Annotated in this window: 20 protein-coding genes; 11 read left to right on the forward strand and 9 right to left on the reverse strand. The window is 57.3% G+C overall.

What is annotated here, in order from left to right; translation table 11 throughout:
- The first annotated feature begins 39 nt into the window (after positions 1-39).
- Positions 40-1,608 carry a serine hydrolase gene (locus tag PHF39_RS06525; RefSeq protein WP_300221873.1) on the forward strand — a complete coding sequence of 523 codons (1,569 nt, stop codon included), beginning with the start codon at positions 40-42 and terminating at the stop codon, positions 1,606-1,608.
- Positions 1,609-1,615: 7 nt separating this feature from the next.
- Here the strand turns inward: PHF39_RS06525 and PHF39_RS06530 are convergent, their stop codons facing one another.
- The 7 genes from PHF39_RS06530 to PHF39_RS06560 all read right to left on the reverse strand — a co-directional run bounded on the left by PHF39_RS06530 (position 1,616) and on the right by PHF39_RS06560 (position 7,877).
- On the reverse strand, positions 1,616-2,254 hold the full coding sequence (locus tag PHF39_RS06530; RefSeq protein ID WP_300221876.1) for a 2'-5' RNA ligase family protein: 639 nt from the start codon (positions 2,252-2,254) through the stop codon (positions 1,616-1,618).
- Positions 2,255-2,322: 68 nt separating this feature from the next.
- The gene (locus PHF39_RS06535; protein ID WP_300221879.1) at positions 2,323-3,285 is read right to left on the reverse strand and encodes a cytochrome c biogenesis protein CcdA; all 963 of its coding nucleotides are present in this window, start codon (positions 3,283-3,285) and stop codon (positions 2,323-2,325) included.
- Between the two features lie 113 nt (positions 3,286-3,398).
- On the reverse strand, positions 3,399-3,797 hold the full coding sequence (locus PHF39_RS06540) for a hypothetical protein (protein ID WP_300221882.1): 399 nt from the start codon (positions 3,795-3,797) through the stop codon (positions 3,399-3,401).
- A 61-nt stretch (positions 3,798-3,858) separates the two neighbouring features.
- Positions 3,859-4,731 carry an acetylglutamate kinase gene (gene argB / locus PHF39_RS06545; RefSeq protein ID WP_300221885.1) on the reverse strand — a complete coding sequence of 291 codons (873 nt, stop codon included), beginning with the start codon at positions 4,729-4,731 and terminating at the stop codon, positions 3,859-3,861.
- Positions 4,728-5,888 carry a bifunctional glutamate N-acetyltransferase/amino-acid acetyltransferase ArgJ gene (gene argJ, locus PHF39_RS06550; protein WP_300221888.1) on the reverse strand — a complete coding sequence of 387 codons (1,161 nt, stop codon included), beginning with the start codon at positions 5,886-5,888 and terminating at the stop codon, positions 4,728-4,730. The genes argB and argJ overlap by 4 nt, the downstream gene beginning before the upstream one ends.
- A 13-nt stretch (positions 5,889-5,901) precedes the next feature.
- The gene (gene argC, locus PHF39_RS06555; RefSeq protein WP_300221891.1) at positions 5,902-6,888 is read right to left on the reverse strand and encodes an N-acetyl-gamma-glutamyl-phosphate reductase; all 987 of its coding nucleotides are present in this window, start codon (positions 6,886-6,888) and stop codon (positions 5,902-5,904) included.
- Between the two features lie 80 nt (positions 6,889-6,968).
- Complete coding sequence (locus PHF39_RS06560) at positions 6,969-7,877, reverse strand: ADP-ribosylglycohydrolase family protein (RefSeq protein WP_300221894.1); 909 nt, start codon at positions 7,875-7,877, stop codon at positions 6,969-6,971.
- Positions 7,878-8,041: 164 nt separating this feature from the next.
- Between PHF39_RS06560 and acs the strand changes: the two genes are divergently transcribed.
- Positions 8,042-9,934 carry an acetate--CoA ligase gene (gene acs, locus PHF39_RS06565; RefSeq protein ID WP_300221896.1) on the forward strand — a complete coding sequence of 631 codons (1,893 nt, stop codon included), beginning with the start codon at positions 8,042-8,044 and terminating at the stop codon, positions 9,932-9,934.
- Positions 9,935-9,984: 50 nt separating this feature from the next.
- On the forward strand, positions 9,985-10,569 hold the full coding sequence (locus tag PHF39_RS06570; RefSeq protein WP_300221899.1) for an acetate uptake transporter: 585 nt from the start codon (positions 9,985-9,987) through the stop codon (positions 10,567-10,569).
- A 77-nt stretch (positions 10,570-10,646) separates the two neighbouring features.
- On the opposite strand, the gene PHF39_RS06575 is transcribed toward PHF39_RS06570, so the two are convergent.
- Both PHF39_RS06575 and PHF39_RS06580 read right to left on the reverse strand, forming a co-directional pair.
- Complete coding sequence (locus PHF39_RS06575) at positions 10,647-11,756, reverse strand: ATP-NAD kinase family protein (RefSeq protein ID WP_300221902.1); 1,110 nt, start codon at positions 11,754-11,756, stop codon at positions 10,647-10,649.
- Positions 11,757-11,779: 23 nt separating this feature from the next.
- A complete protein-coding gene (locus PHF39_RS06580) occupies positions 11,780-13,138 on the reverse strand; it encodes a TrpB-like pyridoxal phosphate-dependent enzyme (RefSeq protein WP_300221905.1) in 1,359 nt (452 codons plus the stop codon).
- A gap of 439 nt (positions 13,139-13,577) precedes the next feature.
- Here PHF39_RS06580 and PHF39_RS06585 point away from each other — a divergent pair, with 439 nt between their 5' ends.
- The 8 genes from PHF39_RS06585 (at position 13,578) to PHF39_RS06620 (ending at position 20,667) form a co-directional block, all read left to right on the forward strand.
- A complete protein-coding gene (locus tag PHF39_RS06585; RefSeq protein ID WP_300221907.1) occupies positions 13,578-14,246 on the forward strand; it encodes a Yip1 family protein in 669 nt (222 codons plus the stop codon).
- The gene (locus PHF39_RS06590) at positions 14,247-15,428 is read left to right on the forward strand and encodes a hypothetical protein (protein WP_300221910.1); all 1,182 of its coding nucleotides are present in this window, start codon (positions 14,247-14,249) and stop codon (positions 15,426-15,428) included.
- Positions 15,429-15,454: 26 nt separating this feature from the next.
- Positions 15,455-16,114 carry an ABC transporter ATP-binding protein gene (locus PHF39_RS06595; protein ID WP_300222060.1) on the forward strand — a complete coding sequence of 220 codons (660 nt, stop codon included), beginning with the start codon at positions 15,455-15,457 and terminating at the stop codon, positions 16,112-16,114.
- Positions 16,111-17,301 carry an ABC transporter permease gene (locus PHF39_RS06600; RefSeq protein ID WP_300221913.1) on the forward strand — a complete coding sequence of 397 codons (1,191 nt, stop codon included), beginning with the start codon at positions 16,111-16,113 and terminating at the stop codon, positions 17,299-17,301. The genes PHF39_RS06595 and PHF39_RS06600 overlap by 4 nt, the downstream gene beginning before the upstream one ends.
- A 47-nt stretch (positions 17,302-17,348) precedes the next feature.
- On the forward strand, positions 17,349-18,203 hold the full coding sequence (locus PHF39_RS06605; RefSeq protein WP_300221916.1) for a class I SAM-dependent methyltransferase: 855 nt from the start codon (positions 17,349-17,351) through the stop codon (positions 18,201-18,203).
- A gap of 63 nt (positions 18,204-18,266) precedes the next feature.
- Positions 18,267-18,515 (forward strand): hypothetical protein, encoded by a 249-nt coding sequence (locus tag PHF39_RS06610; protein WP_300221919.1) that lies wholly within the window; start codon positions 18,267-18,269, stop codon positions 18,513-18,515.
- A gap of 559 nt (positions 18,516-19,074) precedes the next feature.
- Positions 19,075-20,295 carry a M23 family metallopeptidase gene (locus tag PHF39_RS06615; protein WP_300221921.1) on the forward strand — a complete coding sequence of 407 codons (1,221 nt, stop codon included), beginning with the start codon at positions 19,075-19,077 and terminating at the stop codon, positions 20,293-20,295.
- 156 nt (positions 20,296-20,451) lie between these two features.
- On the forward strand, positions 20,452-20,667 hold the full coding sequence (locus tag PHF39_RS06620) for an AbrB/MazE/SpoVT family DNA-binding domain-containing protein (RefSeq protein WP_300221924.1): 216 nt from the start codon (positions 20,452-20,454) through the stop codon (positions 20,665-20,667).
- The last annotated feature ends 285 nt before the right edge of the window (positions 20,668-20,952 follow it).

Below are 20,952 nucleotides of genomic sequence, written 5' to 3' on the forward strand. Positions count from 1 at the left end.
GTTGTTCGTGCGGAGAGAAAATCTAAGGGGGAATCCAGAATGTCAGCGACGTTGCGGTTCCTTCCTGTTTTCCTCGTACTGGCGGCAGTGCTTGCCGCAGGGTGCACACAGCAGGGGTCTGCCCCGCAGCAGGTAACGGCACCGGCCATCACGCCCGCAGGAGCGGGCCAAGCGGCGGACGCAAGCCAGCTCATCCCGCAGTTCGATGCCTATGCAGAGAAGACGTTCAACCAGAGCGGTGTCGTGGGAATGGCGGTTGCCATTGTCAAAGACGACAAGGTCGTCTATCTCCGAACTTTTGGCGTGAAGAATGCAACAACGAAAGAACCGGTTGGCCCGGACACCCGGTTCCAGCTTGCCTCCATCTCCAAATCCGTGACCGGGACCATGATCGCGGAGATGGTCGGGAACGGCGAACTCTCGTGGGACGATACGATCGTGTCGGTGAATCCCGCGTTCCGGCTCTCCGACCCGTACGTCACAGAGCACGTCACGTTCCGGGATCTTATGTCGCACCGCTCGGGCCTGCCGGAGTACGGTGCCGACGATCTCCAGAATGACCTGAAGTACTCCCGGCAGGAGATCATGGACCGGCTCCCGTACCTCGGACTTACCGGCGCGTTCCGCTCATCGTACGCCTATTCCAATATCGGGATTACGATCACGGGAGTGACTGCGGCGATGAAAGCCAAAAAAACCTATGAGGATCTCGTTGCCGAGCGGATCTTCACTCCGGCTGGTATGTACAACACGAGCGCCCGGTTCAGAGACTTTATCGCATCACCAGACCGCGTGGAGCTGTACCCGATGCAAGAGGGGACTCCGGTTGCCGGGCCACCCGTGGACGATGACATCAACTCTCCGGCCGGCGGAGTGAGTTCCACGATCAATGACATGGTACGGTACGCCCGCCTGCAGGCAAATGGTGGTTCCCTTGACGGGAAACAGGTTGTCAATGCCAGCACCCTTAGGGAGTCACACTCGCCCCAGTACATCAAGAGTTATTCCGGGGCCGCGATGACCGGCTCCGGCATGGGCTGGAACACCTTCCTGGACGGCGGCCGCAGTCGTATTGAGAAGGACGGTATGTTCTCCCAGGGCACAGCCACGATCATCACGGTCTGGCCCGAAGAGAAGATGGCGCTTGTTGTCTTAACCAACAAATTCCCGGAAGGCAATGTCGTTGCAGGGAGTCTCAGCAATGCCTGGAACAACCTGTATTACAACGGCAGGATAGGGAAGGACTGGTATGCCGTGGCACAACAGGAACTGCAGGCATTTTTCGACAGCATGGCACACGAAACGCAGCAGAAACCGGTGAACCCGCAGCCACACCGCGACCTGAAGTATTACACCGGGTCCTACACGAAGGACTATTACGGTACGGCGAGGGTCGTGGAAGAGTCAGGTATTCTCCAGGTGTACCCGCCGGGCCACAGCACGACGCCGTTCGCCCTTGAACCATATGACGGCGACGCGTTCCGCGAAGAGATCTCGGGGGTCCTCGTGAAGTTCAGCGCCGGAACCGGTGCAAATGCCACAGGTGTCTGGTTCACGCGCTACGAGGCGCCCGGGCGGAGCGGGGCATTTATCCGGGCCGGCATGTAACCATCTCTCATTTCCCGAACCTTTTTTCCCTGTTCCCACCAGACCATGCCTTCAGGATATCGAGATCACGCTTCTTCGTCGCCCTGCTCAGCGCCTGGGCCCGGGTCAGCATCCGTTCCTGGAGGAAATCATACTCGCAGACGATCCGTGAATTCCGGAGCAGGGTTGCACGGATCGGGTGGTGCCGGAAGATCACGTCCTCTTGCCGGCTGACATACCATTCTACTCTCCGGAACGTGAGCCAGTCGAGCTTCATGGCCAGCGTTGCATGGAACTGGAAATCTTCGGCAGGGACGAGATCGTAATCCCGCAGCGAACAGTACGGTGCAAGGGCCTGCGACATGGCGTAGCGGAACTGCTTCAGGGTTTCGTCAGGGGTGACTGTGACATAGACTACCCGCGTATCGCCAAAAACACCATACCCCCCAAGCTCGTAGTTCGGAACCTTCCGTACTCCCGAGCAGGTCCGGGTGAAATCCGCCACCAGCCGATCTTCGTTGTCCGTTGAAAATGGACCCGCAAGGGTGATGTGGGGTGCGATCAGGTAGTTTTCAAGCCGGAACTGATCCCTGAGGCGGTTGGAGAGATCGCTGATCTGCTGTTTCACCGGCCCCATCAGGCGGATGTCGATAAGGTAGCGGGTCATGCCCCCGGGCTCCCCCTGTCGTGCATTCTTTCAGACGGAACTGCTGTCATGAGAAAAATGGCGGAGGATTACCCGAACCATCCGAGGAATACGACGATGCCAAGTGCAACCAGGACGAGCCCGATGACAAGCCGGAGGGAGCGCTTGTGTCCAGTCCTCCAGCTGTCCGCCTTCTCCATGGACATGCCATATGCCGCAAGGAGTGTCACAAGGACGAGCGGCAGGACGAAGATGATATTGTAGAGGAGGAGATATGGCAGGCCATCATAGAATGTCAGGCTCCGGCTTATCAGGGCAAGAATGCTGATGTAGATGCCTCCGGTACAGGAGAAACCGAGAAGACCGGCAAGGATGCCGAGCACGAACGCTGCGGGAATGGATGCGAGCCGGATATACTGCGCCATCAGGCCCTTGCCAGACTCAGAGACAGAGAGGAAGAACGTCTCCCTGTTCCGGATTACATCCGAGAGGGTGATGACACCAAGGATTACGGCAACCGCTGCACCGAGAAGCGAGAAGGCCTTTGAGAGCCCGGCAAGTGTAACGAAGGAGAAGATCCCGATGCCCATAAGGAGATGGAAGAGGAAGACTGCTGCGATGTACGAGCCGCCGATGAGGAGGATGCGCCGCCGGTTCGCTGCTGCTGCAATGGAGATGAGAAGGAAGACAAGAACGGAGAGGGCACAGGGATTGAGGCTGTCGATGAGGGCCGGGAGAACCACCATCTGGGGTGTCAGTGCAGTGGGCTCCGTGCAGGCCGGTTCCGGAGCCGTCTTAACGGGAGGGGTAGTGCATGAGAGATGCTGCTCCTTTTCAAGAAGGATCCGTTCTTCAAGATGTGCAATGATTTGTGCATCGCCCGCCAGCACCGTGTTGCCGATCACGACGAGCGGGATCCCCGCGTTCTTCAGCCCGTACTGCCGGCTCATCGCCGCAAACGTTTGCAGGTTGGTCTGGTTATGCCAGATCTCCAGTTCCTCGACATCGAGCTCCGGGTATTTCTGCCGGAGGGATGCAAGAACAGGCTTCACATTTTCGCAATGCGGGCATTCCTCGCCAAAGAAATAAATTGCACGGATCGCGCCGCCAGGAGAAGAAAGGGGGGTGCCGGAACCGGCACCGTTACCCGGCGAAGAGGGATTATTCAGGTTTTTTTTTTGAGATATTCCTGGATGAGCCCCTCGAATCTCTCCGGGATCTCCGGTTCACCCGTGAGGACGACTTTGCCGATAATGACCTGCGGGACAGAAGCATACTTTACCCCTGCGGCGATGTTTGCCTTCTGGTACAGGGCATAATTGGTCTGGTTATGCCAGACCTCAAGGATCCGGATATCGGCGTCCGGGTATTTCCTGCTCATATTCTGGACAAACGGGATCACGTTATGGCAGTAGACGCATTCTTCTCCATAGAAAAAGTATATCGTGTCCGTGGCCCTGATGCCGCTGTCGTTCAGTGCGACGGTGCTGGTAAAAATGAGGGCGGCACTGGCCACAACAACAAGGGCCAAGACTGCGATGACGATCTTTATGACCTTATCCATGACTCAAATTCCTTAACCTATTGTACTATTCCACTTGGTAATAATGCCTCTTTTAAAAAAATCAGGAGCGGGAGATCATCGTCCCGACACCGTCATTCGTGAAGAGTTCGAGGACAAGGTTGTGCTCGGTGTTCCCGTTGATGATGTGGGCAAAGCTGACACCATTCTCCACCGCTTTCATCACCGACTGGACCTTCGGGATCATACCCTCGCCAATGGCACCGGACTTCTGGAGATCGTTTGCCTCGCGGATGGTGAGTTTCCGGAAGACCTTTGTCCTGCCCTTGTCCATCACACCGTCCACGTCGGTCATGTTGATGAGCTTGTACGCGTTCAGGGCAATCGCGATGTCTCCGGCCGCGGTATCGGCATTGATGTTCAGGTTGCCCCCGTGCCGGTCAATGGCAATCGGTGAAATCACCGGGATATACCCGGTATCAAGGAGGGTATTCAGGAGCGCCGGGTCGATCTGTTCGATCTCGCCGACATGCCCGAGGTCCACCTCTTTCTGGATGCCACCGATATCGACTTTCTGGAGCTCCATCTTCCTCGCCAGGATGATGTTCCCGTCGCTGCCCGAGAGCCCGACACCGCGGGCACCGCACTTGGCGATCAGGGATACTATGTTGGCATTGATCTTCCCGACCAGCACCATCTGGGCGATCTCCAGCGTCTCGGCATCGGTCACCCGGAGGCCGCCGACAAAGACAGACTCCTTGCCCATCTGCTTCATCTTCTCGCTGATCTCCGGCCCGCCGCCATGGACGAGAACGACACGAATCCCCACGTAATGGAGGAGGACCGCGTCCCGGATCGCGTTCTCCAGCACCACGGGATCCACCATGGCATGGCCGCCGAGCTTGATGACAATCGTCTTGTTATGGAACTGCTGGATGTAGGGCAGCGCCTCCATGAGGACATCTTCGCGCTTCATGTTGTATACTTCCCGTTGATCTCTACGTATTTTTCGGTGAGGTCGCAGCCCCACGCGGTCGCCTCTGATTTTCCGGCCGCAAGGTCGAGGATGAAGACCACTTTTTTTCCGCCCATCGCGTTCTTCGCGGCAGCGAGATCCGCGATGATCTCGCCGGATTTCACCAGCGGGTGCTGCTTTTTACCGCCATCGCTGATCCAGAGCGAGATCGCGTCCGGATCGAACTTCACGTCGGCCCGACCAGCTGCGGCCACCACGCGGCCCCAGTTGGGATCTTCGCCATAGACCGCGGTCTTGACGAGCGGCGACTCGATGACTGTGCGGGCGACTTTCTCTGCTTCATCTTCCTTCCTGGCTCCCGTAACGGTGATCTGGAGCAGCTTGGAGGCACCTTCGCCATCGCGGGCGATCTGTTCGGCCAGTATCCGGCAGCATTCTTCGAGCGCTCCCGAGAACTCCTTTGCGCCGACCTTTCCGGCCTCACCGGTGGCTGTGCAGAGGGCGATATCGTTCGTGCTCGTGTCACCATCGACGACAACACGGTTGAACGACCGCCGGGTTGCCTGCTTCAGGGCGCTTTTGAGCTGCTCTGCATCGACCTTCGCATCGGTGTAGAGGAAGGCGAGCATGGTCCCCATGTTCGGCGCGATCATCCCGCTCCCCTTGCAGATCCCCCCGACCGAGAAACCTTCTTTCTCCACGAGAGCGTACTTGGGGAAGGTGTCAGTGGTCATGATCGCCCGGGCTGCCATAATCTCTGCCTCCTCGGTACGGTTGATCTTCGGCGCAACTTCCTCGCACTGGTGTTGGATAAGGGGGAGATCGAGATACCGCCCGATAACGCCGGTGCTCGCAACGCCGATCCGAGACGGTTTCTTGCCAAGCACTTCCCCGGCATATTCCGTCATGGTCACGGCGTCCGCGTAGCCGCGTTTGCCTGTGTACGCATTGGCACACCCGCTGTTGACAATGACGGCCTCGAGTTTTCCGGCCTTGATCTGCTTCCGCATCAGCTGGATCGGGGCTGCCTTCACCAGGTTCTCAGTGAAGACGCCCGCCGCTGTTCCTTCTGCTTCGATGAGTGCAAGGCCGTACTTTCCTTCCTTCATGCCCCAGGCGTTTACCCCGGGGACTGCGCAGATACTCTGGTATGACATCTCTTGACCTCCCTTACGGAAGCATCCCGGCGCCGGTCAGGCCGTCATTTTCCTTGAATCCGCACATCAGGTTCATGTTCTGGATCGCCTGGCCGCTTGCCCCTTTGACCAGGTTGTCGATTGCGGAGCAGGCAACAACCCGCGTCCCCTCGCTCTCGACCATCACGTCGCAGAAGTTGCTGCCCCGGACTGCGGCAAGGATGGGTTTCTGGTACCGGACAAAGTACTCGTTCTTGTAGAAGTCGCGGTAGAGCTTCTCCACCTCTTTTTGCTCCATTGGCTCGTTTAAGAGAATATGCGCCGTTGTCAGGATACCCCGGTTGACGGGGACAAGATGAGGGGTGAAATACACGTTTGCCTTCGAGCCGAGGAACGCCATCTCCTGCTTCATCTCTGCGAGGTGCCGGTGACTCGTCCACTTGTAGGGCCCGACATTGTCGCCCACGTTGGGATAATGTGTTGTTGCGGAGGGATTGTCGCCCGCCCCGCTCACGCCGGTCTTGGAATCGAAGATTACGGCGTGGGCAAGCTTTGCCAGGGGCGCTGCGGCAAGCGTTGCGCCAGTCGGGAAGCAGCCGGGGTTCGAGACGAACTTTGCGTTGATGCTGTCCTTCCGGTGGATCTCGGGGATGCCATACGGGGCCTTGAAAAAGTCGGTGTGGGGGACACCGTACACCTTCTCGAAGACCTCTTTGGGCAGGCGGTAGTCCGCGCTCAGGTCCACGACTTTTATGCCGCGGGAGAGGAGTTTGCCGGCATAGGTCATCCCCGCCGTATGCGGGACGGCGAGGAATGCCACGTCGGCGTCAATGGCATCGGTCTCGGGATTCGTAAACGTGAGATCGGTGAGCCCTTTCAGCTGGGGATGGATCTGGTCAAGAGGTGTTCCTGCCAGCTTGCGTGACGTGACGCAGGTGACTTCTGCGGCAGAATGGTGGAAAAGGAGCCGGACCAGCTCCCCCCCGGCATACCCGGATGCTCCGACAATCGCAACTTTCATGCCAGTACTATCCGAACGGCAAAACTTAAGGCTTGTTAAAACCGGGGAGGGGGCTGTAAAAAAGATATGCACTGATCGTATCAGGCCGTTTTGTGCATATACAGGTTATAGAGCCGCTGCCCGAGGAGCCCGATCCTGTCGCGATCCTCGAGCCCCTTGACAAGGTCTTCCGGTAAAGCATCCATACCTTTTGCTGCACCGAGATAGGCCCCGCAGATCATGGCGATGGTATCGGTGTTGCCGCCGGTGTTGGCGGAGACAGTCAAAAGGTCGGGGGGATGGGTATACCGGCTGATAAGGAAGAACGCGATAGGGAGAGTCTGGTACACCGAGACATCGTTCCCGATCTTTAAGAGTGCGGTCTCGGTCTCCATCCCGTCCCGCTCCAGGTTGAGGGCGTTGCGGATCTTGCCGCCCAAAACCTCGTCTTCTGCCAAAGCTTTCTGGACGGCACGCTCCACGGGGTCCGGGGATTCATTGAGGGCATGGTAGAGGAGGGTGACGAACGTGGAGATGGCAGCATGGGCTGCCGGGTGGGAGTGGGTAATGTTGCAGGCCCGGACCGCCCGCTCACAGGCCTCGTTCATATCCGGGAAACCGAGGGCAAAGGGTATTCCTGCCGCAAGGCACCCCGAGGTTGTGGACTTGACACCTTTCTGCGGGATATCCTCGTTTGCCATCCGTTCGCAGGCAGCAGAGATGGACCCGTCCGGAAACCGGAGGGCTCCCCTGAGATAGAGTTCCCTCAGGGCATGTGCGTACCGGTCCTCGGTGAATTTCCGGTCGGCAATGAGCGTCCCGACAAGGATCATCAGCTGAGTGTCATCGGTATATTGTCCCGCATTCAGCCCTTCGTTGGGGTGGCCTTTGTACGGGCGGCGGTACCCGTACTGCATTTTGTTCAGGTTGGGGGATGCACTTTCATTGGGCATGCCAAGCGCATCGCCGATTGCCGCGCCCAGTACACATCCCTTGAATTTTTTCAGCATCGATCTTATATTGAAAAATCCGGATAGATAACCCTTCTTATACTCGCGCCAGCGGTCTTCTTTTCGAAATCCGGGATTTCGGTAAATCGGCTTTCGTCGAACAAACATTCGACAAGATATAAATAGGATGTTAGTCATGATTAATAATGTAAAATAGGTGGCACATGACAGAAGATTTCGATGTCAGGCTTGTCGAGGACGTGAAATCATACACTCCCGACCCACAGTACAGGAAAAATGCATGGATGGGAGATTACCAGAAAGTGTACAATGAGTTTCTGGCAAACCCTGATGCGTTCTGGGAGAAGATGGCAAAGGAGCTTGACTGGATTAAGCCGTGGGACAAGGTAAAGGAGTGGAACTACCCCTATGCAAAGTGGTTCACCGGGGCCCGGCTGAATGTATCCGCAAACTGTCTTGACCGCCACGTCCACAACAGCAGGCGCAACAAGGTCGCCCTGATCTGGAAAGGCGAAGGGGGCAGCGAGCAGATATTCACGTACCAGAAACTCCTCTCGCAGGTTGCACGGTTTGCCAATGCATTAAAAAAAATCGGAGTGAAGAAAGGTGACACGGTCTGCATCTACATGCCGCTCGTCCCGGAACAGGTCATTGCCATGCTGGCCTGTGCCCGGATCGGCGCAGTCCACAGCGTCGTGTTCGGAGGATTCGGTGCTGCGGCGCTCAATATGCGCATCAAGGATGCCGACGCAAAGGTTGTCATCACGGCAGACATCACGATCCGCCGCGGCAAGGCGATCCAGCTCAAGGCGATCGTTGACGAGGCGATCATCAATGCACCTACGGTCGAGAACGTTGTCGTCCTCAGGCGCCGTGAGCCCAAGGTCGACCTCCACGAGAAGGAGATGGACTTCTACGAGATGATGGAGGGGATGCCGGATGTCTGCCCGCCCGAGGAGATGGATGCCGAGGACCGGTTCTTCATCCTGTACACGAGCGGTTCGACCGGCAAGCCCAAGGGGATTGTCCACACCTGCGGCGGGTATATGGTCGGCACCTACTACACGAGCAAGTACATCTTCGACATCAAGGACAACGACACCTTCTGGTGCACGGCCGATCCCGGCTGGATCACCGGCCACAGCTATATCGTGTACGGCCCCCTTGCCGTCGGCGCAACCGTGTTCATCACCGAGCTGACACCAGACTACCCGGATGCCGGGAGCTTCTGGAACCTGGTCGAGGAGCAGAAGATCACCATCTTCTACACGGCGCCAACAGCCATCCGGATGTTCATGAAGATGGGGGAGTCCTGGCCGAACAAGTATGACCTGAGCTCACTGCGCATCATCGGTTCTGTCGGAGAACCCCTGAATCCCGAAGCCTTCGAGTGGTACTACCGGGTCATCGGGAAATCACGGACGCCGATCGTAGACACCTGGTGGCAGACGGAGACCGGCATGCATATGATCACGACGATGATCGGTGAGACCATGCACCCGGGATTTGCCGGGAAACCCATCCCGGGGGTGGAAGCGGATGTCGTGGACAAGGATGGCAAGCCCGTCAAACCCGGCACCGGAGGGCTGCTGGTCATCAAATCGCCGTGGCCCGCCATGCTGCGCACGGTCTACAAGGACGACGAACGGTACCGCAAGTACTGGGAGACCATCCCCGGGGTATATGCGGTCGGCGACCTTGCGGTGAAGAGTGACGATGGCTATATCATGATCCTCGGGAGGTCCGACGACATCATCATTGTCTCAGGTCACAACATCGGCACTGCCGAGGTCGAGAGCGCGCTCGTCTCCCACAATGCCGTTGCCGAGGCCGCGGTCATCGGGAAACCCGATGTCGTGAAAGGGAACTCGATCAAGGCATTCGTCATCCTCCGGGTAGGGAACGCGCCCAGCGACCGGCTCAAGCAGGATCTCCTGCACCATGTCCGGACAACGCTCGGGCCGATCGCCATGCCCCACGAGATCGACTTCGTGGACAAGCTGCCCAAGACGCGCAGCGGCAAGATCATGCGCCGCGTCCTGAAGGCACAGGAAATGGGAATGGACCCGGGAGACATCTCGACGCTGGAGGAATAAAAACACGTATGCACTGAAGGTCGGACAACTCGCAATAAAGGAGGTCATCTATGTCAAATGAAGTAGTAACACAGGTCAAAAACCTTGATATCACGGCAAACCCGGCACCCCTCGGGCTCCTGGGTTTTGGCATGACAACCGTGCTTTTGAACCTGCACAATGCCGGGTTCTTCGCGTTGGGATCCATGATCCTCGCGATGGGCATCTTCTACGGGGGGCTGGCACAGATCATCGCGGGTATCGAGGAGTGGAAAAAGAACAACACATTCGGCGCAACAGCCTTCACATCATACGGGCTGTTCTGGATGACACTCGTCGCCCTCCTCATCCTGCCGAAGATGGGGCTTGCCGAGGCCACTTCGAAAAGTGCGATGGCGGCATACCTCTTCATGTGGGGGCTTTTCACTGCCGTCATGTTCATTGGTACGCTCAGGGCCAACCGGGCTTTGCAGGCAGTCTTCGCAACACTTGCGATCCTGTTCTTCCTGCTCGCGCTTGGCGATGCAACGGGGAGCGAGACCATCACAAGGATCGCCGGGTACGAGGGCATCCTCTGCGGGTTCCTGGCAATCTACGCCGGCCTTGCGCAGGTGCTCAACGAGATGTACAAGAAAACCGTTGCCCCGCTCGGGTAACACTGCCCCATTTCTTTTCCCTTTTATTATCCGCTAAAAACCAGTAAGCCACAATTGACCGGGCCGGAATTTGAAAGTTAGTCCTGTCCCTGCTGGCGGACCTTCTTCCGCTGGGCGATACGGTACCCGCAGATCACCTGGATCGAGTCCCCGAACTCCCGGTCAAGCGCCGGGTCACCGGAATCCACCAGCAACTCGGGAATGTCCTGCAGCTTGTGCGGTGTTGCGACAACAATGACATGCCCGACCCCCGCCCGCCGCACGATCGCGGGGCTGATCTGCTGGTTGCCCCTGCCCAGGATGAATCCCTGTGCACCGATGGGGCTGATGATGATCCGCACGTCCTTCTCGCGTTCTGTCAGGCGGAGGAGGACCTGCTCATCAGCATCAGATACAATGAGCCTCCCGTTCCTGACCACATCAACACCAAGCAGGGTCTTTTGATGCCCCAGGTAGCGCACGATCGCATCCGTTGTTGTCCCTGCCCCGATGATGTAGAGAGCCCCCGGCAGCATCACCTCCTGCATGAACTGGGCGATCTCCCTTTTTGTCCGTTCCTCGTCCGGCTGCTCGTACACCTGTTTTGAGACCGCGACCATCCCGCGGATCACGGGAGTCCGGGCAATTCCGAACAGCCGTGTGTCCAGCGTCCCTGCCCGGTACGCCTCTTCGTCAACGTCCATGACCTCGGAATCCCGCAGGGCAGCCTTGTCAAGTCCTGCAACGAGTTCCGCGGCAGCGTCGGGATTTACGGCAAAGACCCCGGAGTACATCTTCACTCCCGCCGGGATGCCGAGCATCGGTACATCCCGACCGGCAACCGAGAAGATATCGCGGGCTGTGCCGTCGCCCCCGCAGAAGAGGATGAGATCGACCCCGGTTTTCAGGAATGCTTTTGCAGCGGCCCGGGTATCATCAGATGTTGTGTCACTCCCCGGCGTGTACACTATTTCGTAATTCTCCAGGCCCGAGGCAGTAAGGACGGCCTCTCCCATAGCCCCGGCACAGGTTAGAAAAGCGAGATCTTTTTTCCCGTGTAATTGTTCAAGTGCCCGCTGTGCCCGCTCCCCGGCATGCGGTACGGCCCCGCGCCGCTTTGCCTCCTCCACGTTCCCGTCGGTGCCCTTCAGCCCCACCGACCCGCCCATCCCGGCAACCGGGTTGACGATGAAGCCGATCCGTTTCATGAAAAAAGGTGATGGTCCCGGGATTATTGAATCTTGGGGATCCGGCCGATAGCCTCTTTGATCAATTCGTCCGGGTACTCGTAGTCTACCAGCTGGCCGGCATAGTATGCATCGTAAGCCGACATATCGAAGTTGCCATGCCCGGAGCAGTTGAAGAGGATGGTCTTCTCCTCACCGGTCTTTTTACACTTGATAGCCTCATCGATGGCACACCTCACTGCATGGGAGGTCTCCGGTGCAACGATGATCCCTTCGGTACGCGAGAATATCTGACCTGCCTCGAACGCCTCGCTCTGGTGGCAGGAGATCGCCCGCATCACGCCATCGTGTACCAGGCGGGATACAATCGGGGAATCTCCATGATAGCGAAGGCCCCCGGCATGGATAGACGGCGGTACGAAGTCATGGCCGAGCGTGAACATCTTCAGGAGCGGTGTTAAACCTGCAACATCACCGAAGTCATACATAAACGCGCCTTTTGTCAGTGTCGGGCATGATGCTGGTTCGACCCCGATGATGTCGACGTCCTTGTGCTTCCCGGTCATCTTGTCGCCCGCGAACGGGAAGCCGATACCGCCGAAGTTCGATCCGCCGCCAACGCAGCCGATAACGACATCGGGATAGTCATCCACCATCGCGAGCTGTTCGCGGCACTCCTGCCCGATGATCGTCTGGTGGAGGCAGACATGGTTCAGCACCGACCCGAGCGCGTAGTTGGTGTTGTCGTGGGTTGCCGCGTCCTCGACCGCCTCGGAGATCGCGATGCCCAGGGCACCGGGAGTCTCGGGATCCTTTTCAAGCACTGCTTTGCCGGAGTTTGTCTTCATGCTCGGGCTCGGGATGCACTCCGCTCCCCAGACCTGCATCATGGACTTGCGGTAAGGCTTCTGGGTGTAGCTCGACCTGACCATGTAGACCGTGCACTCGAGATCGTAGAGCATCGTGGCGAAAGCCAAAGCGGAACCCCATTGCCCTGCACCGGTCTCGGTCGCAATCCGCTCAATCCCGGCCTTCATGTTATAGTAGGCCTGCGGCACCGAGGTGTTGGTCTTGTGGCTCCCGGCCGGGCTGACCCCTTCCCACTTGTAATAGATCTTTGCCGGGGTCTTGAGATACTTCTCCAGCCGGAAGGCCCGGTACAGGGGACTTGGCCTCCAGAGCCGGAGCACGTCCTGCACCTCTCCCGGAATATCGATATACCGGTCTGTACTCACTTCCTGTTTGATCAGTTCCATCGGGAAGATCGCTTTCAGGTCATCGGGTCCAACCGGCTTATGCGTGGCCGGGTGGAGCGGCGGGTCGAGGGGAGTGGGCAGGTCCGCCTGGACATTGTACCACCGTCTGGGCATCTGCTCTTCATCGAGCAGTATCTTTGTCTGCATAGTACAGTGGTTGTCGTGTACAAATATATACATTATGGTACAATTTTGTTTATTGGAGCATTATTAAGTGCGATGGGGTTCGGGAGCTTGAATTGTAACCAGGGAGATTTTTCTTCTTTGTGTTAGAAATATATAACATTGGGAGAAAATGTTAGAAGTGTACAACAATTTCCTCAGAAAACGCGGTCGGGAATTCCATTCACTGACGGAATTAAAAAAAATCCACCGGAAAAGAGTTATGGAGATCACACTAACGGTAATACCACGTTCTTCCTGCTCTTGCAGATCGCCTGTTCAGGCAGGTGCCTGCGAGCGGAATAATTCAGGAGCATCCGGGAAACAGATCAAAAAGCATATCTCTGTCAACATTGAAGTGTTGACGGAAATATTTCAAGGATTATAGTTAAACCATTCTTAGCACAAACAGTACAGGTGAAGCATGACACATTCTATTATTGACATCCTCTTCCGACCCGGCCAGTTCTTTTCGGGTCTTGATATAGAAAAAGAGCGTATGACCCTGCCGCTGCTCATCCTCCTTGCCGGGGGCATTACCGCCGCGGCGTACGGGTACCTGATTGGCGGGGTAACTGCGCAGATGATGGGGGGCGCCATGGCCGGGCTTGACACGATTGTCCTTTTGTCATCCGTAATCGGTGCATTCCTCGGAGTCTTCATCTTCTGGATCATCTGGGCTGCTCTCATGTTTGGCATATCCATGGTATTCAAGGGATCCGGCAGTTTTTCCGGTACCTTAATGGTCATCGGGTACGGCTACCTCCCCCAGGTTATCGGCACCGTCATTACCCTCATAGCAGCAATCGAGTACGTGCCGAAGATCGTTGTCCCGAAGATTACCTCCGCCATGATGCAGGACCCGGCGGCAGTGCAACAGGTAACAGCATCACTCATGAAAGACCCGGCCATGGTGGAGCTGACCCAGATCTCAGCCCTTGTCACCATTGTCTTCCTCCTCTGGAGCGCGAACATCTGGATCTTCGGCATCCAGAACGCACGAAAACTGGCGGTACGGGACGCCGCCATCTGCGTTGGCATTCCGGTCATTGCCTGGATCTTCTACATGATTTATACGCTTGGAGTATCGTAAATGAGAATCAGCCAGATCATCACCTCACTCTTTGTCGCCCTGCTGGTAAGCCTGGCAGTCGGTGTTGCCAGCGGAGCGTACACGAATATCAACGAAGACCCGGTCTCCGGAACCTACTACACCGGAAAGGTCTATGTTGCCGAGACGGTCTTCGAACCCGGGACCTTTTTTACCGGGGATAAAGGGACTGTAACCTACAAGATCACCAACGGCAACGCCAACACCAGCATCAAGCTGAACCACGCGATCTTCCGGGACAGCACCTTCTCCCTGCTGAGCGGCAACTACGATACTACCTCAACACTCGGCCCGCTCCAGACCCGGCCGTTCACCTTCTCCATCGTGGCTAATGGGGCTGCGGGAGATTACTATCCGACCTTTTCCGTCAGCCTGTACGATTCCGACCTCAATCATAAGACGCTGCTCCAGATCGACAACACGCCCCTTGAACTGACGGTTGTCGACAAGCCCGATGCCTTCACGCAGGGGAAGAAGAAGACAATCGATCTGCAGGTGGCAAACCCGCGGAAGAACAATGTGAGAAATGTCATCCTCACTGCAACCGGTGCCGGTATAACGGCAAACCCTGAACGGATATTTATCGGCGACCTTGCAGCTGCGGCAAAAATCCCGGTCAATGTCTCCATCACCCCGGACCAGGAGACCACGCTCATCCTCCACCTGACCTACAACAACGGCGACAACCCCCATGACGTGACCCTGGAGATCCCCATCACGTTCGGGCATGACAAGAAACAGGCAGACCCGGTCATGAGCAACATCCAGGTGACGCCGGAGGGGATGAGCTACCGGGTAACGGGTGACGTGACCAATGCAGGGCTCGAGACGGCAAATGCCGTCATGGTGACTGCCCTCCCACCGGCGATCCCTGAAGACCCGTACAAGACCTATGTTGTCCAGGCGCTCAAGCCGGACGATTTCGGGAGCTTCGAGATCACGTTCTCGACCGATGGCACCGTTGAAAGCGTCCCTGTCCAGATCTCGTTCAAGGACAACGACGGGAACATCTACACCTCGGTCCAGGACATCACTGTTCCCAACGGCAGGCTCGCCGCCGTGAAGGACAACGGCCCGCCGCTCGTCCCCATCATCGCAGCACTTGTCGTCGTCGCAATCTTTGTCGGCGGATGGTACTTCTACCTCAGGAAGAAGAAACAGTGACGACAACAGAAGACGACCAGCCGGTCATGGTCTTCTCGGACGTGGCCAAGGTGTACCCCCTCCCGGCCGGGGACGTCCGGGCACTGGACGGTGTCTCGTTCCAGGTGGACCGGGGCGAGTTCATCTCCATCATGGGCCCCTCCGGGTCCGGCAAGTCCACGCTCCTCAACCTCATGGGGTGCCTTGACACGCCCACGGAAGGGGACATCTGGATCAGCGGCACCCGCATCCGGGACATGGCGGACACGGAACTCACTGCCCTGCGACGGGACCGGATCGGGTTTATCTTCCAGTACTTCAACCTCTTCCCGCTCTTAAATATCATCGAGAACGTCACGTTCCCCATGATGCTGAAGAGCGGGAGGGGTGTGGACCCGGAGCGGGGAAAGGACGTGCTCCGCGCCGTCCAGCTGGATGAGAAACTCTTCACCCACACGCCCACGGAACTCTCCGGCGGCCAGCAGCAGCGCGTGGCCATTGCCCGGGCGCTCATCAACAACCCCGACATCCTCCTCTGCGATGAACCGACTGGCAACCTCGACTCGAAGACCGGTGCCGGCATCATGGAGCTGATGACCGAACTCAACCGGAACGGGACAACCATTATCATGGTCACCCATGACCAGAACATCGCCGATTATTCGCGGCGGACCATCCGGATCTCCGACGGGAGGATCGTCTCATGATCTTCTGGGAGATCGCAAAGAGAAACATTCGGATCCACTTCCTCCGGTCAACCCTTGCCATGCTCGGCATCGTGATCGGGGTTGTTGCCATTGCCTCGATGGGGATCCTCGGCAACAGCATGGTCTCCATGGTCTCCGACAGCCTCTCATCGGTAGGCGACAGCGTCATCGTGTACCCGTATACCGGAGGAGGCGGGGGATTCGGTGGGGGAAGCGGGAGCTCCGAAAACCTGAAGATAACCGACCAGCAGTTCCAGCAGATCAAACGGGTGGTTGCACCGGGCGTTGCGATACCGGTCCACTCTTCTTCGGAACGCATGAAAGTCGGGGTGAGCAAGGACTACATTGTTGCATCCGTGTACGGGGTCGATCCCCAGCACCTCAAGGACCTCAACTTCGAGCTGACAGCAGGAAGCCTCAGCAATGCCAATTCCGGGTGCCTTGTCGGGTCCGCGTTTGCCAAGGACAACAACATCAAGGTGGGATCGCGGATCTCGATGGGGACGGACGGTTCGAAAGGAACGCTCCGCGTCACCGGTATCATCAAGGAACGGGGCATGAGTTTCGATATCAGCACGGACAACGCCGTCATCGCCACCCAGGACTGGTTCGAAGGGACCTACAATACCGGGAAATATTATGACCAGATCGTGGTCAAGGTAAAACGCGACCAGGACACCGCCAATGTCAAGACCATCATCGAGAAACAGATGAACAAGCGGGACAAGGTCGTGATGGTCATTGACAGCAAGGCAACCCTTGCCACCATCTACGAGACGTTTGGTGCGATCACCTCGTTCGTCACAGCAATCGGCGGGATCTCGATGATCGTTGCCGGGGTCTCGATCTTCAACATCATGATGATGTCGGTCAACGAGCGGATCAAGGAGATCGGGATCATGCGGAGCATCGGCACCCAGAAGAAAGAGGTGATGAGCATGTTCGTGTACGAGGCTGCCATCATCGGGGTCATCGGCAGCGTTGTCGGGGGAATCCTCAGCCTCATCGCCGGCTACGGCATCAGCGCCCTGATGCTCCAGTCAACGAAATACCTCTGGACCCTCTCGACCGTGTCGTCAATTGCCGGGGGCGTTGGTTTCGGTATCGTGGTCTGCCTTGCCTGCGGGCTCTACCCGGCATGGCAGGCAGCAAACTTAAACCCCATCGATGCGCTCCGGCACGAGTGAGTGGCATCACCTGAACCTTTTTTTCTTTCGGCACACTACGGTATGCTATGCAACCGGCGGTGTCTGACCCTGACTGGAACGAGATCTGGAAAGAGCGGCAGCGCCTGCAGGAGACCTCGAAAATTGAGGGCGATCCTTCCCATAACTGGGACAAGAAAGAGAACGCGGAACGGTACGATGCAAACGCCCGGAGCGAGTACGATGACCGGGTGCAGAGGACGATCGCCTTCCTCCCGCTCTCCCGAAATGCCCGGGTGCTCGACATCGGTGCCGGCCCGGGGATCCTCGCCCTGCCCCTTGCCCCGCTCGTCCGCGATGTGACGGCGGTAGAGCCCGGCGCCGGGATGGTCGAAGTCTTAAAAAAGCATGCTGAACGGGACGGGATCCGGAATATCGCGTGCGTGCAGAAGACCTGGGAAGAGGTCGATCCTGCCCGCGACCTCGCGCCCCCGTACGACATCGTCATCGCGTCGCTCTCGCTGACCATGCACGACATCCGCGAAGCGCTCGCGAAGATGGATGCCGCTTCCTCGGGCTCGGTCCACCTCTTCTGGTTTGCCGATATGCCCTTCTGGGAACGGATGAACTCCGACCTCTGGATGCCGCTGCACGGCCGGCAGTATTACCCGGGGCCGAAGGCCGACTGCCTCTTTGGCGTCCTGAGCCAGATGGGGATCTTCCCGGACGTGACGATGATGCCGATGGGAAAGGAGTACCGGTTTTTAAGCCGGGACGAGATGATGGCATTTTTTACAAAACGGTTCGGGGCGGCAACACCGGCACAGAAGAAAACGATTGAGGACTATATCGCACCGATGATCCGTGCAGAGGGGCACGAGGTCGTTATTTCCGGGATGTCAACGCTGGCACACGTGCGGTGGAAGAAGCACCAGAGCGGGTAATCACCTCTCGGTTCTGCGAGACCAGCGAATCTTTTTATACCATAATCAGGGTTATGGATCATCATGGCACTATCACTGGTTGTAACCCCGGTTGCCATGCTCCTTGAGCTGGTCATCTGTGTCCTTGGATTGTATGTGGGCTATACAAAGAAGAAGTCCTACGGGTACCTCTTTGGAGTGACGTTCCTCCTGTTTGCCCTGTTCGACTATCTTGGCCAGGCCGGCCTGAACGCTGACAGTCTTGCCATCGTGAACCTGGTGGCCGTCCTCGCCGCTCTGACTGGGATGTATCTTGTGCTTCAGGATACGTGACAGGCGATTTCCTTTTTTCATGCGTTCTCCAACAGGGTGGATCCGTTCAATCGCATTTTTGGAGATCATGAATGCGGTTGGCCGCTCGCAGTGCGATCCTGTTCAGATTTTTTTGATTTTTTTCCGGTTTGAAAAATTTTCAGCGCGAAAATAATCCGGAATGAAAACCTTCCCCTGCCCGACCCCCCTTGGCTTCGCATGGAGGGTTTATTGGGCATCCTTACGTCGCAGATTCCACAGGAAATTATGGTGTTTTTTGCCTACCTGAAAAGGGGGGTCGGGCAGGGTAAAACCGGAAAAAAACGATCGCGTTTGAAAATTTTTTTGAAATTTTTTCCGGTTTTTCCGGCGTACTGAAAGGATTTAGCGACTCAATCGGGTACCAGGGGGCTCCGTTTCAATCCCCTGCTGCATCCCCCTACTCATATACCGGGCACGGTTTTTCCCAGACGGATAATCGAAGGTTCATACAATTTTAGTAATCCTGGTTGTGATCGCCCATGCCTGACACAAGGGGATCATTTTATGGTCCGGAATACGAATCACTCCCTGTCATACCATGTCAGCGAAACTCCAGCTCCTTATCCTCATGCTCGCACTGACTGCAATCCTCGTTGCAGGTTGTACCCAGCCGGCTCCCGCTTCAGGATCCACGGCCACGGCCCTGAACATGACCGTTCCGTTTGCACCGGTCCCGGTCCCTGCCGGGAGCGGGATGCAGCTTGCCTATGAACTCGAACTCGTCCCGGCAGATGGCAGGGTGCCAGTTGTCGAAAAGGTAGAAGTGTTCGATGCTGCTACCAAAACTGTCCTTTTCACTGCAGACGGGGACCTGCTTGCTGCGCTCTACCACCCGGCTGCCGTCCCACCCCCGACACCCGCGGAGCTCCAGGATGGGACGGGAAAAGTTCCCATGCCCCGCGTATCTGTCTGGTTTGTCGTTAAGCCGGATGCCGTACCGGACCGGCTTGTCCACCGGGTCACCCTGAACCGTTCGGCTTCCGGCCTGCCTCCGGAGACAGTCACCGGCGGTGAAGTTGCTGTGCGTAAAGATGCTGCACCGGTTGTCATCGGGGCCCCGATGTCCGGCCCGGGCTGGATGGCCATGGAGACAACATCGCCCTTCACCCACCACTTCTCTGCCCAGATCACGATAGGCGGCGTGACCCGGGTTCCCCAGCGGTACGCCCAGGACTGGATCCTTCTGGACCCGGTAACAGGAGCGGCCGCGAAGGGCAATTTCACGCTTGCCCGTAACTATTTCGGGTTCGGGAAGGAACTCTATGCCGGGGCGGACGGGACGGTTGTCGCAGCCCTGGATGGCCTGCCGGATATCGAGACGATCTACTCGGCCCCGCCGGCAACCCTTGACACTGCTGCCGGAAACTTCGTGATCATCGATGTCGGGAACAAGAAATACGCATGCTATGCCCACATGGTGAACGGGTCCGTCCGGGTGAAACCCGGCGATGTTGTCAAGGAAGGGCAGGTGATCGGTCTCATGGGTAACAGCGGGAACTCCGATATCCCGCACCTCCATTTCCAGGTCGTGACGGACACGCCGTCATTCCTGGGTGCAGAGGGATATCCCCACGTGTTCCGCTCGTTCGATTCCCAGGGCGGGGTCCACATCAACCGGGCCATAGAACGGCAGGCCAGCCCCGGCTATACCATGACACAACTCTGGTCAGAGATGGGAGAATTCGCGGAATATCTGAAAACTCCGGTCCCCCGGCAGAACATGCTGCCGGAGAACAACGAGATCGTCAGGTTCCCCTGACCGGCTTTTCCTTTTTTTCACCAGTGCGATCGGGCTGCGGGAGGGAGTAGGGAGCCCGGGAGTGCGACAACTCCCCCGCATCTATTTCCCGGGTACTATCTCTGTTCCCGCAATGCTGATAATCTAAGAATCCAATAATCTAAGTCGTGAGCATCAATGCCTGACACAACGCTGGTCAAGGTATCATCCAAGGGGCTCGTTACCCTTCCGAAAAAAATCCGGACAGATCTCGGGATCGAAGACGGCGATTACCTGACCATCTCCTCGGATAAGGACAAGATCATCTTCCGGAAAGCCAGGATCGAGATCGATTACGAGAACCCGGACGATGCGTGGAAGGAACACGCACACCGAAGGCTGGCGCATGACTGAGCCGGCATCATACTGCCGGTCCGGGCACCCGCTCTCATGCCTCGGGGATCCGATGCCTGTGTTCTCCGCCCGGATGTCAACAGAACGTTGCTGTACATTACCTCACCAATTCCCGTCGTAAAACCTTGATCTGTTCCGGAACAATTACCGTGTTTTTCCTTTTCATAGCCTCTGCCAAAATGGGGGGGTGAGGCAAAACTCGTACAACGGGGCACGATACGTGCTCCGTTTCATCAGAAACGGTGCTTGAGAAGAACCAACCGGTTCTTCAAGGGGCCGGAATTT

The organism is Methanoregula sp., assembly GCF_028712425.1.
Taxonomy (GTDB): domain Archaea; phylum Halobacteriota; class Methanomicrobia; order Methanomicrobiales; family Methanospirillaceae; genus Methanoregula.